Below are 13,341 nucleotides of genomic sequence, written 5' to 3'. Positions count from 1 at the left end.
TCCAATAACTTTCCTCATTTCACGACAGAGTTAAAGTGATTGGATTTTATAAACAATGTCTCTTTTTTCCTTATCTTGATGATTAAAAAAGAGATCTTGTAGCAGGGATAAAACTTTGATGAAAAATGCAAGGCCATCACAACGGCAACTTAGAGTAGCAGAGCAAGTACGTCATGCAATAGCGCATATATTACAGCGTGATATTTTGCTTGATGATGTCTTGAAAGATATTGTTATTTCTGTCTCTGAAGTACGCATGTCACCAGATTTAAAAATTGCTACTTGCTTTGTATCACCTCTCAGTACTCTTAAAAATGCTTCTCATACCGATGTTGTTGATACCCTCAATAAACATAGTCGTTTTCTCCGTGGAGAAATCAGTCATGCGTTGCGACAAATGAAATATATGCCAGAACTGCGTTTCCGACTTGATAATAGCTTTGATAATTTTTCAAAAATTGATGCCCTCCTTCGCTCGCCTGAGGTTGCACGCGATCTTCACCATAGTGATACAGATGAGGATTAAAGATATGGCGCGGCAACACAAGAAAAAAGGGCGTCCTGTTTCTGGCTGGGTCATATTTGATAAACCAAAAGGAATGAAATCAACAGAAGCTGTCTCACAAATCAAATGGCTCTTCCATGCTCAAAAGGCAGGACATGCGGGTACACTTGATCCTCTTGCTTCTGGTCTCCTTCCCATTGCATTGGGCGAAGCAACCAAAACCGTCCCTTACGTGATGCAAGGCAAAAAAACTTACCGTTTTCATATTGCTTGGGGGCAAGAGCGCTCAACAGATGATTTAGAAGGAGAAATAACGAAAACTTCTCTCATACGTCCAACACAAGAAGAAATACTTGCTCTTCTTCCTCAATATACAGGTGTTATTTTGCAAACACCTCCACAATTTTCAGCAATCAAAATTGCTGGAAATCGTGCCTATGATTTAGCGCGTGAAGGGGAAGTTGTTGAAATTCCGCCCCGTGAAGTGGAAATAGAAACTTTCAAGTTATTAGAAATGCCTACTAAAGAGCATTCTATCTTTGAAATAACCTGCGGAAAAGGAACTTATGTGCGCTCTTTAGCACGCGATATGGGACGTGATCTCGGTTGCTATGGGCATATTGCTGATTTAAGACGTATTGCCGTCGCACCTTTTGATGAAGAAGATCTCATTACATGGGAGGAACTAAAAGCGGCCATTCCGCCAAATAAAAACACTACAGATGAAAATAATCGTTCTTTTGAAAAAAACTTCTCAACACTCGATGGGCTCTTAATTGACACAAGTGCCGCATTAGATTGCCTCCCTCACTATATCCTTAATGAAACTCAAGCACAGAGAATTATCAAGGGTCATTCTATCTTCTTGAATCATCACAAAGCACCTCTTGATGAAGAGGAAATTTGTGTCCTCTATAAGGAACAACTTCTTGCTATTGGCACTCTCGACAAAGGTCTATTTAAACCAAAGCGGATTTTCACAATTTAATCGATTCTTTTCCCAACCACCTTTTGCGGAAAGATATTTTTCTCTATCAATTAAGAAAAATATGGTGCTTTTCATTGTCTATATTTACCGTATTCATATCAAAATTTAAGTCAGTGCTATAAGCTAACACCACCACACACTTTTTCCTCTTAATGTCGCAACAATCCTTGCATTTAAAGGATTCATAAGAGGCTTTTTATTTCTTTTTCAATCGTTTTTTACTCATACTTTAGTCCTCGTTTATAATGTACAAGCAAAGATATGGACTGATTTACTCTAAATAGATTTGAAACGAGAAAAGCTTAAGATTTTCAGAACTATCACTCAACATGAAAAATGACAAATAACCATTATAAATCAATTCATTAAATATTGAAATAGCAATTTTTTATGATTATGCTAACAAATTGATCGAAATAATATTAACATAATTTAATATTTTACAAAAAAACTGTTTTAACCCTAAGGGAGATGATCAGAGGAGGATTTTAAAAGCATCTCATTGGCTTGGGGTATTGTTTGGCGTTCAATCATGCGGTGCACTCTTATACCGTTAGGAGCACAATTTAAATGGCGCAGACGCTTATTGACTTCTGCATCTGCTTTTGTACGACGATGATTATGGCGTAAATAGTCTACCCATGTTGGCATATGATAAGCCTCTGTCCAATATTCAGGTCTTTCAAGATCTCGTAAAAGGACCCATTGACGCGCACCATCACGTAATCGAATATGGCGTCGACGCGTCATCACTTTGAGAAACTCTTCGAGTTCATTTTCATGAATTTGGTAATCAATCATTATCATGATCGGGCCACTTCTTGCTTTGAGGTCGAGTAATAGTTCCGGCTCTCTAAAATGATCAAGAGGATTTAAATCTATCTGAGGAATTTCTTGAATTCTAAATTTTACCCCTGCAAGAGCACCAAAAATCAAGAATAGAGAACAAACGCTCAAAGCAATTGTTGGAGAATAACCATCAGCTAAACCTCCCCAGATTGCACTTCCAATAGCCATCCCCCCGGCAGATGCCGTTTGATAAAGAGCTAAAGAACGTGCAACAACCCAGCGTGGTGTAGAGAGTTGTACAGATGTATTAAACAATGATAAGGCCAAAACCCAACATAAACCTGCAGGAAATAAAGCAATATGGCTTATAATCAGTGAACGACTGATTCCCAATAAAAAGCAAGAAAAGGCGAAACCAATAAATGCACTTGCAATAATTGTTTCTGAACGAAAATGATGCCGTACAACTGCATTAATAATACCTGCTGTCATGGCTCCTAACCCAAAACAACCGAGCAATGTACCATAAAGAAGGGCACTTCCTCCAAGAACTTTATGCGCAACAATTGGCAAAAGTGCTAAAATAGAAGTTGCTCCTATACCAAAAAGGAACGCTCGAACCATAATACTTAAGAGATTAGGTGACATCGCAACATAACGCAAACCATCTGAGACAGCTCCTAACAGCCTTTCTCGTGGCAATGAGTTGTTTTCATAATTCGACTTCCAGAAAAACAACGCACCAATAAGAGGAATATAGCTTATAGCATTAAACAAAAAAGCAGCCGATGCCCCTAAAGTTGCAATGATGGCACCACCAATAGCAGGACCAACACTCCGCATCAAATTAAAGCCAACACTATTCAAACTAACAGCAGCAGGAATATTTTCCCTGCTCACAATATCTCCTATCGTTGCTTGCCAAGAAGGATTATAAAAAGCTGTGCCACATCCAATCAAAAACGTAAAACATAACAAAAGCCAAGGTGTTAGAAATCCCATATAGGCTAAAACAGATAAACTCATCGATATGACCATCATCATAATCTGTACACACAACATAATTTGACGCCGATTAAAATTATCAGCTAATGCCCCTGCCATCAAAGAAAACATAACAAGTGGTAATGTTGTGGCACTTTGAACTAGCCCAACCATGGAATGCGAAGAACTAATCAACGCCATTAACCACCCTGCTCCAACAGCTTGTATCAGCCCCCCTAAATTAGAAATAAGAGTAGATGACCATAAATTTCGAAATACCGAATTACGAAAAAGTTTTAATGTTGAAATGCTCTGCATCTTTTCCCTCCAACGCTATTTATCACTTTTGTTACCACTCACACACACTCATAATCTTTGTATCAAAAGGATGCATAATTGTTTAAAAAACTTCTCATAAAACTCTATTTAAATCAATATTTCAAAACAAAAGCTTTTATTTAAAGAAAGACTTCAAAATGCTGTCAAGGACTAGTATTTTAACCTTCTTTCCTATATAAGAACGAAAATAGGTAAGAGTCTTCGACTTTTCCTGTTTTCTCACAGACCCTTGCTGAACGACATCTCGGCTATGGGTGACTTTATGTTTCTTCGTTTTTGGAAAGGATAATACGATGTCGATTACAGCTGAACGTAAAAAAGCTCTTGTCTCAGAATACGCAAACAAAGTTGGTGATACAGGATCACCAGAAGTGCAAATTGCTGTACTTTCTGAACGTATTTCTAATTTAACAAACCACTTTAAATCTCACAAAAAGGATAATCATTCTCGTCGTGGTCTTTTGAAGATGGTGTCTCAACGTCGGCGTCTTCTTGATTATCTTAAAGGAGTTGACCAAAATCGTTATCAGACACTTATAAAGAAGTTAGGTTTGCGTCGCTAAAAGAAAAATGGAAGTGGTATTAAAAAAAAACACCCATTTTTTCAACGTGTTGCTTTTAATTAAAAATTTTAAAAACTGATAAGTTATTATGGGATAGAACTGCTCATCGTTTCGCATTTAAGCAGTTTACTTCTCTTTTCTCGCAACAAAGATAAAAAGTATGTTGTCCACCCCAGATCTTGGAAGTATGCTACGCAAAACCAGAATGTGAGCAATCAAAGATTTAAACACTGGTCATTAAGGATAAAAAATGTTCAAAACGCACAAGATAGAAATTGAATGGGCCGGGCGTCCGCTCACCCTTGAAACAGGGAAAATAGCGCGTCAAGCTGATGGTGCAGTGATTGCTACCTATGGAGAAACGATTGTCTTAGCTACCGTTGTATCGGCCAAAAGCCCAAAGCCAGACCAGGACTTTTTTCCACTCACCGTTAATTATCAAGAAAAATCCTATGCTGTTGGTAGAATACCTGGTGGCTATTTGAAACGTGAAAGTCGGCCAAGTGAAAATGAAACTTTAGTTTCACGTTTGATTGATCGTCCAATTCGTCCCCTCTTCGTTGAGGGTTATAAAAATGATACACAAGTCATTGTTTCCGTTATACAGCATGATCTCGAAAATAATCCCGATATCCTTGCAATGATTGCATCCTCTGCCGCATTGACCCTATCAGGTGTTCCTTTCATGGGGCCTATAGCCGGTGCCCGCGTTGGCTATTGTAACGGACAATATGTTCTCAATCCTCATATCGATGAAATGCCTGAATCAAAACTTGATCTTGTTGTTGCTGGAACAGAAAGTGCTGTTTTGATGGTTGAATCAGAAGCACAAGAATTACCGGAAGATATCATGTTGGGAGCTGTGATGTTTGGTCACAAAGGCCTTCAACCTGTCCTTGATGCCATTATAAAGCTTGCTGAAGTTGCTGCAAAAGATCCTCGTGATTTTGTTCCTGAAGATCTTTCTGAGCTTGAAAAAGCGATGCAGAAAATGGCAGAACAGGATATACGAAAGGCTTACACAATTACTGATAAGCAAGAACGTTATGCTGCAATTGATGCACTAAAGACAGAAATCCTCAATAAATTTATGCCAGAACCAGAAAAAGACTGTCAATTTAGTGCAGATCAAATTGCAACCGTATTTAAACAGTTGCAAGCAAAAATTGTTCGTGGAAACATTCTTGATACCCAAAAGCGGATTGATGGACGCAATCTTTCTACCGTACGCCCTATCCAATCAGAAGTAAGTATTTTACCCCGCACACATGGATCAGCACTCTTTACCCGCGGAGAAACACAAGCGATTGTCGTTGCAACATTGGGAACTGGTGAAGATGAACAATATGTTGATTCCTTGACAGGAATGTATAAGGAAACATTCCTTCTCCATTACAATTTTCCACCATTTTCAGTGGGTGAAACGGGACGCCTTGGTTCTCCAGGTCGTCGTGAAATTGGACATGGCAAATTGGCATGGCGGGCAATTCACCCCATGTTGCCAACGAAAGAATCTTTTCCTTATACCATTCGAGCTGTCTCAGAAATCACTGAATCCAATGGCTCTTCTTCTATGGCAACGGTTTGTGGAACCTCACTTGCTCTTATGGATGCTGGTGTTCCTCTAGCACGCCCTGTTGCTGGTATTGCTATGGGCTTGATTAAAGAAGGAGAACGCTTTGCTGTTCTTTCTGATATTTTAGGGGATGAAGATCATCTTGGAGATATGGATTTTAAAGTCGCAGGAACAGAAAATGGTATTACTGCCTTGCAAATGGATATCAAAATTGATGGTATTACCGAAGAGATTATGAAAATCGCGCTTGAACAAGCCAAAGGTGGACGAATCCATATCCTTAATGAGATGGCGAAAGCTTTAACCAGTGCACGTGCTGAGCTGAGTGAATTTTCTCCACGAATCGAAGTTATGAATATTTCTGTCGATAAAATCCGTGATGTTATCGGCTCTGGTGGTAAAGTTATTCGGGAAATCGTGGAACAAACTGGAGCAAAAATTAATATTGAAGATGATGGTACCATTAAAATTGCTTCTGCTGATGCTAAAACCATTGAAGCAGCAAAACGTTGGATCCATTCTATTGTCGATGAGCCTGAAGTTGGTGCTATCTACCAAGGAACAGTTGTAAAAACTGCAGAATTTGGTGCATTTATAAACTTCTTTGGTTCTCGTGATGGACTCGTTCATATCTCTCAGCTTGCATCAGAACGCGTCACCAAAACAACCGATATTGTAAAAGAAGGTGACAAAGTTTGGGTTAAATTAATGGGCTTTGATGAGCGTGGAAAAGTTCGGTTATCAATGAAGGTCGTTGATCAAACAACCGGAAAGGAAATCACCGGTGATAAAGCGATGAATGAAGAAAAGTGCGTGGATGAAAAAAAACAACCTGAAAATAAGCGCCGCCGAAAGAAAAAAGAAGAGTAAGTTTTTCCTCTTATCGTATCATGAAATGCCATCCCAATATTGGAGTGGCATTTTTCTTTGAAAGAGTCATATGTGTTATTATTTTTGCCTTTTGAAAATCATGAACTCCCGTATCCTGATCCAAACCAGTGTTGGCTAAGTTTTGGTTTAACAGAAATCCCAGCTCCAGAATGGGCACAAAATTTAAAAGTTATTACGCCTTGGCGACCAGATTTTTTAAAATTTGTCGATACTCAATTTCACTGCTCTCCTCAAATAGATAAAACTTTCAGCTATGATGGTGCATTTTTACATTTGAGCAAATATCGTGGTTTGAACCAAAATTGTTTTCTTGATTTATTAGAATGCGTTAAACCCAATGGATGGATTGTAATCAGTGGGGATAAAACTGCTGGTGCTGCTTCAATGATGAAATGGGTCAAAACAATTGTTCCCATCACCAATAAATTGTCTAAAAATCATGGTCTTGTATTTTGGTTGCAAGTTCCTCAACAAATTGAGAGACATAACATTGCGCAATTGCGCTCACCACCGCTCACTTTTGGTAAATTTCAAACCACTTCTGGTATGTTCTCACACGGACGTATTGATCCAGGATCTGCTGCGCTTGCTTCTTATATGCTCAAAATTATTTCTGGAAAAACGGCTGATTTTGGTGCTGGATGGGGTTATCTTTCTCACGTTGCGCTTGAAAGAAGTGAAAAACTCACCGCTCTCGACCTTTATGAAGCAGACTACAACGCTTTGAGAGCAGCAAAACAGCACCTTAAATCCATAACAGCTCCTTTTCCAATTCATTTTTATTGGCATGACCTTGTACATGAACCTATCACAAATCTATATGACACAATCATTTCAAATCCACCGTTTCACACACAACAAACAACAGATGTTGCATTAGGAAAAAATTTTATTATAAATGCTGCAAAGTGCTTAAAGCCAAGCGGCAATCTGCTTTTTGTTGCAAACCGCCACCTGCCTTATGAAACATTATTAAAAAATATTTTCCGCACAGTGTTGATACATGAACAAGCCCATGGTTTCAAAATTATCGAAGCACGCAGATAAACAGAATAAGCAATAACTTTCAAAGAATAAAACGTGAAAGATCGATATCAGCAGCAAGCTCGCCAATAGATTTTCTCACGTAAGCAGCATCAATTTTAAACGATGTTCCAGCTTTATCAGGTGCAGTGAAAGAAATCTCATCCAAAACGCGCTCCATCACTGTTTGCAAACGACGTGCCCCTATATTTTCAATCCTTGCATTTAAATCTACAGCAATATCTGCTAAAGCATCAATTGCATCATCGGTAATTTCCAAATGAACCTCTTCCGTTGCCATAAGAGCGATATATTGTTTAATCAAACTAGCTTCTGGTTCCGTTAGAATGCGCCGTAAATCTTCCCTTGTTAAAGGGTTCAGCTCCACACGGATGGGCAAACGTCCTTGAAGTTCCGGTAATAAATCAGATGGCTTGGAAACATGAAATGCACCTGAGGCAATAAAAAGAATATGATCTGTTTTGATTTGCCCATATTTTGTAGCAATTGTTGTTCCTTCAACCAAAGGCAAAAGATCCCGTTGAACGCCCTCACGCGAAACCGCAACACTTGCTCCACCATCCCTGGTTGCAATTTTATCAATTTCGTCGATAAAAACAATACCGTCATTTTCAGCAACACGAAGCGCCTCTTGAATAATTTGCTCCTGATCAAGGAGTTTTTCAGATTCATCATCAATGAGCGGTTTAAAAGAATCCTTTACTGTCGTCTTACGGACTTTTGTACGACTGCCCATTTTGCCCAAAATATCTGATAAATTCATAATACCCATTTGTGCCCCAGGCATACCAGGAATATCAAAGGTTGAAGCACTATTGCTATTATTATCGGCGACTTCAATTTCAATCTCTTTCTCATCCAATTCACCTTCACGCAATTTTTTACGAAAACTATCACGGGTAGCAGGACTTGCTGTTTTACCAACAAGGGCGTCTAAAACGCGCTCTTCAGCATTCACGTGAGCCTTTTCTTTTATTTCATCCCGTTTCTTTTCACGCACAAGAGAAATGGCAATTTCAACAAGATCTCGAATAATTTGCTCAACATCACGTCCCACATAACCAACTTCAGTAAATTTAGTCGCTTCTACTTTAACGAAGGGTGCTCCAGAAAGTTTTGCTAATCGACGTGCAATACCAGTTTTACCAACTCCTGTTGGCCCTATCATTAAAATATTTTTTGGCATAACTTCTTCACGCATCGGCTCATCAAGCTGTTGCCTACGCCACCGATTGCGCAATGCAATAGCTACAGAGCGTTTGGCATCATTTTGGCCAATAATAAAACGATCAAGTTCAGAAACAGTCTCACGAGGGGAAAATACAACACACATTTAAATAGCTTTCTCTAAAGAAGATAATTCTGCATCCAATGTTTCAATCGTAAAATGATCATTGGTGTAAACACAAATTTTAGCGGCAATAGCCATAGCTTTACGAGCAATAGTTTCTGCATCCAAATCCAAATCCATGAGTGCACGCGCTGCTGAAAGAGCAAAATTTCCTCCAGAGCCAATTGCCATAACCCCATCTTCTGGCTCTAAGACATCACCAAGCCCTGTTAGAGCCAAAGTTACTTTCTTATCAGCCACGAGCATCATTGCTTCGAGACGACGCAAATAGCGATCTGTTCTCCAATCTTTTGCAAGTTCCACACAAGCACGCATAAGCTGATCAGGATATTGTTCAAGCTTTGTTTCCAATCTCTCCAGTAATGTAAAAGCATCTGCCGTAGCACCTGCAAAACCAGCAATAACCACTCCGTTCTTTCCAAGACGACGCACTTTACGTGCATTGCCTTTCATAATTGTCTGTCCAAGAGAGACCTGACCATCACCGGCCATCACGACTTTTCCACCTTTTCGTACCGTAATAATTGTTGTACCATACATTATGTCTGGCTTATGTTCTGTCATAAGGAAACTCCTTAATATTAACTTTACTTTTTAATATTGATTTCTTTTCATACAATGTAAAACTCAATTACTATTGTCCTATTTAAGAACATATACAGCAAAACACAATGATTCAGCATAACTCAATTTGTTGAAAATGGAAAAATGATATCATTGTTGTCAATGTAAATTACTGCTAAATAGCTTTATATAAACAGTTTGTGCTTTTTAGAGGAAAATTATGAAAAAAATAGCCATAGGGACCTTAGGTGGAACAATTGCAATGACTGCTGATAGTTTTGGTCACATGCAACCGACTTTAACTTCAGATAACCTCATAAAAAGTGTTCCTGATTTAAATAACGTTGCTGATATTCATGCACAAACATTGATGCAAATACCAAGTGGATCTTTATCGTTTCAAATGCTTTTTGAAATAATTAAGTGGGCAAAACAACAAATAAACGCTGGTGCAGAAGGTATTGTTTTAACACAAGGGACTGATACTCTGGAAGAAACAGCTTTTTTTCTTTCTCTTTATTGGAAAGAAGCCGAACCACTCATCATAACCGGTGCTATGCGCATGCCTCATGAAGCAGGCGCCGATGGCCCCGCCAACATTTTAGCAGCCACTCGTGTCGCAGCAGCCACACAAAGTCGTAACAGGGGCGTTCTCGTTGTCATAAATGATGCAATTCATTCACCTTATTGGCTCTATAAAAGCCATACCGTCAAAGTCGAAACATTTCAATCAGGTCTTGCAGGTGTTTTAGGAACTATTTTAGAGGGAAAACTTATTTATTTCAATGATCGAAAATTTTTCCCAAAAACGTTTGATCTTCCCCAAAACCATGATCATCAAATTGCACTCCTCTATTCCTCTTTATCATCTGATGCAAAATTAATGAAACTATGCCTTGAAAGTGGGTATTATGCTGGAGTTGTTATTGCTGGTTTTGGTGCAGGACACTGTAGTTTTCAAGAAGCAGACCTTGTACAACAATATGCACAAAAAATACCAATCATTATTGCTAGTCGTTGTTGTAATGGCTCAACAACTCGTATAACTTATGGCTATAAAGGCTCCGAAATCGATATGATTGCTTCTGGTGCTCTCATGTCTGGTTATTTATCAGCCGTAAAAGCGCGTCTACTTTTATGGACTTTTTTGGCGCAAGGGCACTCATTAGCACAAATCCGTGCAAACTGGAATGACTGGACTATAAGTTAATGAAAAATGATCTACTATCTTAAAAGAAGAGAGCATGCAAAACAAAATTTACTTGAAAATGAAGCCGCTCATCTGTCTACTCTTAAATCAATTGCTGCTGCAAAAAATTCTCGACCAATACAAATGATTGATACGACTATACAAAAAATTAATCAGAAAGATAATCTGATCAAATCCGTTTCTGACCGATATTCACCCTATCGCGTTTTTACTGCACAAGAATGGTCAGAGTTTCGTGCAGACACACCTCTTACTTTGACTTTTGATGAAATTAAGCGTTTACGCTCTATTGATGATCCTATTGATCTTAAAGAAGTCCAACGCATTTATCTTTCTTTATCGCGTCTATTATCATGCCATGTTGAAGCAGTACAGGAACTTTTTCACAAACGTCAGCAGTTTCTCCATCAAGAAGAGAGTAGAAAAACACCCTTTATTATTGGAATTGCTGGTTCTGTAGCTGTAGGAAAATCAACCACGGCTCGCATTCTTCAAGAACTGTTGAAAAGATGGACATCTAGCCTTAAAGTTGATCTAATCACAACGGATGGTTTTCTCTATCCTAACGCAATCTTACAGCAAAAAAATCGAATGAATCGCAAAGGATTTCCTGATTCCTATGACATTAAAAAGTTGCTGTGCTTTCTTTCGGCTATAAAAGCAGGTATCGGAAATGTCCGTGCCCCGCTTTACTCACATATGATCTATGATGTTCTAGAAAATCAGACTATTACCATTGATCGTCCTGATATTTTAATTGTTGAAGGTATTAATGTATTACAGGTCAGTGATCTTCCTAAAGATGGAAAAGCTATTCCTTTCGTATCAGATTTTTTTGATTTTTCAATCTATGTCGATGCTGAAACAGAAGTCATTCGTCACTGGTATTTGGAGCGCTTTAAACGTTTGCGTAAAACAGCTTTTCAAAATCCTGAATCCTATTTTCATCGTTATGCCCATCTCAATGAAAAAGAAGCTTCAAAAATCGCTGAGGATCTTTGGCAAACGATTAATTTAAAAAATTTACAGGAAAATATATTGCCAACACGACCACGGTCCAATCTCATTCTACGAAAGGGAAAAAATCATTTGGTCGAATATGTCGCACTTAGACGACTATAAGGATCTCATAACTATGCAGCACCACCACATTCATTTTACCTCAACACGTATCGATAACAGTTGCCCTATCATCTTGGTAAACCAAAGAACTCTTGCCAACTTATCACTTGATGCGTCAACAACAGCATGGATAAAAGTTAATGACTTTACTGGTAAAGCGGGACAAATACTCTTTATTCCTCACGAAACGGGGCATTTAAAAAAAGTTTTATTTGGAATTGGCAATGGTAACGATCCTTTTATCACAGGAGTTCTTGCTCAAAAACTTCCTGCTGGTCAATGGCATTTAGAAGGTACAACCTCTGATGAAATAAATACCTATCTTGGATTAGCATTCGGTAGCTATCAATTTAATCGCTATCGTCAAAATTCTTCTTTCAAATCATTATCTATCCATGTCAATGAGGCTATTGATCTTAATGAACTCCAACGAATTTATGAAGCTGTCTTTTTCGTCCGTGATCTCATTAATATTCCAGCCAATGATATGAACCCTGATACTCTCGAAAAAGAAGCTCGAAAACTAGGAAAAACCTATGGTGCTCATATCAAAAGTATTTGTGGAGACGATCTCTTAACCCATAACTTTCCGATGATTCATGCTGTAGGACGAGCAGGCAGCACTGCACCACGACTGATTGAGTTACTCTGGGGGCAAGAACATCATCCTAAAATAACGTTGGTGGGCAAAGGCGTAACTTTTGATACTGGAGGCCTCGATATTAAATCAGCCAATAACATGTTGCTTATGAAAAAAGACATGGGGGGTGGAGCAAACGTTTTGGGATTGGCTAAACTTATCATGGATGCAAAATTGCCTTTCCGTTTACGCGTTTTGATTCCAGCTGTAGAAAATGCAATTTCTGCGAATGCTTACCGACCAGGTGATATTCTTAAAAGTCGTAAAGGTTTAAGTGTTGAAGTAGGTAATACAGATGCTGAAGGGCGCCTTGTCCTTGCCGATGCACTCGCCTATGGTGATGAAGAAAGTCCACAATTCATGCTTTGTATGGCTACTTTAACAGGGGCAGCGCGTATAGCATTAGGACCAGATCTTCCCGCATTTTATTGTAATGATTCAATATGGGCACAACAAATTTCTGAATCTGCTCACGCTGTCTTTGATCCTCTTTGGCAAATGCCCCTTTGGAAACCTTACCAAGAGATGTTATCATCACCAATTGCCGATCTTAACAATGTAACTGGAAATAGCTTTGCTGGTTCTATAACGGCTGCTTTATTTCTTAATTCTTTTGTTGAAAAAGCTGAACATTTTGCGCATTTTGACCTTTATGGATGGGTTCCAAAAGAAAAACCAGGATACCCTATTGGTGGATCAGCACAAACTATTCGTGCCCTTTATAATATTTTTAAAAAATGAATTTTGACACAAATATCCACAAAAATGGACAATT

11 protein-coding genes are annotated in these 13,341 nt (G+C 38.7%); 8 read left to right on the top strand and 3 right to left on the bottom strand.

The window, feature by feature from the left end:
• The first annotated feature begins 118 nt into the window (after positions 1–118).
• Positions 119–526, top strand: a complete 408-nt coding sequence (gene rbfA / locus ACFIMS_RS06985; protein WP_375696523.1) for a 30S ribosome-binding factor RbfA — start codon at positions 119–121, stop codon at positions 524–526.
• A 4-nt stretch (positions 527–530) separates the two neighbouring features.
• Positions 531–1,493 carry a tRNA pseudouridine(55) synthase TruB gene (truB, locus tag ACFIMS_RS06980; RefSeq protein WP_375696522.1) on the top strand — a complete coding sequence of 321 codons (963 nt, stop codon included), beginning with the start codon at positions 531–533 and terminating at the stop codon, positions 1,491–1,493.
• Positions 1,494–1,955: 462 nt separating this feature from the next.
• On the opposite strand, the gene ACFIMS_RS06975 is transcribed toward truB, so the two are convergent.
• On the bottom strand, positions 1,956–3,584 hold the full coding sequence (locus tag ACFIMS_RS06975) for an MFS transporter (RefSeq protein ID WP_375696521.1): 1,629 nt from the start codon (positions 3,582–3,584) through the stop codon (positions 1,956–1,958).
• A gap of 314 nt (positions 3,585–3,898) precedes the next feature.
• Here ACFIMS_RS06975 and rpsO point away from each other — a divergent pair, with 314 nt between their 5' ends.
• The 3 genes from rpsO to ACFIMS_RS06960 all read left to right on the top strand — a co-directional run bounded on the left by rpsO (position 3,899) and on the right by ACFIMS_RS06960 (position 7,682).
• Positions 3,899–4,168 (top strand): 30S ribosomal protein S15, encoded by a 270-nt coding sequence (gene rpsO / locus ACFIMS_RS06970; RefSeq protein WP_375613306.1) that lies wholly within the window; start codon positions 3,899–3,901, stop codon positions 4,166–4,168.
• A 250-nt stretch (positions 4,169–4,418) separates the two neighbouring features.
• Positions 4,419–6,614, top strand: a complete 2,196-nt coding sequence (gene pnp, locus ACFIMS_RS06965) for a polyribonucleotide nucleotidyltransferase (protein WP_375696520.1) — start codon at positions 4,419–4,421, stop codon at positions 6,612–6,614.
• A gap of 72 nt (positions 6,615–6,686) precedes the next feature.
• Positions 6,687–7,682: a class I SAM-dependent methyltransferase gene (locus tag ACFIMS_RS06960; protein ID WP_375696519.1), complete on the top strand. Its 996-nt coding sequence runs from the start codon at positions 6,687–6,689 to the stop codon at positions 7,680–7,682.
• A gap of 19 nt (positions 7,683–7,701) precedes the next feature.
• Here ACFIMS_RS06960 and hslU read toward each other — a convergent pair whose 3' ends face one another.
• Complete coding sequence (hslU, locus tag ACFIMS_RS06955; RefSeq protein WP_375611822.1) at positions 7,702–9,012, bottom strand: ATP-dependent protease ATPase subunit HslU; 1,311 nt, start codon at positions 9,010–9,012, stop codon at positions 7,702–7,704.
• Entirely contained in the window at positions 9,013–9,594 is a 582-nt protein-coding gene (gene hslV / locus ACFIMS_RS06950) for an ATP-dependent protease subunit HslV (RefSeq protein ID WP_012754621.1), read from the bottom strand. It lies immediately after the preceding gene.
• A 220-nt stretch (positions 9,595–9,814) separates the two neighbouring features.
• Here hslV and ACFIMS_RS06945 point away from each other — a divergent pair, with 220 nt between their 5' ends.
• From ACFIMS_RS06945 to ACFIMS_RS06935, 3 genes are all read left to right on the top strand, one after another.
• Entirely contained in the window at positions 9,815–10,804 is a 990-nt protein-coding gene (locus ACFIMS_RS06945; RefSeq protein WP_375627650.1) for an asparaginase, read from the top strand.
• A 123-nt stretch (positions 10,805–10,927) separates the two neighbouring features.
• Positions 10,928–11,926 (top strand): type I pantothenate kinase, encoded by a 999-nt coding sequence (coaA, locus tag ACFIMS_RS06940; RefSeq protein ID WP_375627680.1) that lies wholly within the window; start codon positions 10,928–10,930, stop codon positions 11,924–11,926.
• A gap of 13 nt (positions 11,927–11,939) precedes the next feature.
• On the top strand, positions 11,940–13,307 hold the full coding sequence (locus tag ACFIMS_RS06935) for a M17 family metallopeptidase (protein WP_375668330.1): 1,368 nt from the start codon (positions 11,940–11,942) through the stop codon (positions 13,305–13,307).
• Positions 13,308–13,341: the final 34 nt, after the last annotated feature.

This window comes from Bartonella sp. AP331QHHD, assembly GCF_042195905.1.
In the GTDB taxonomy this organism is placed as follows: Bacteria; Pseudomonadota; Alphaproteobacteria; order Rhizobiales; family Rhizobiaceae; genus Bartonella.
This window is presented reverse-complemented; position numbering and strand designations above follow the sequence as displayed.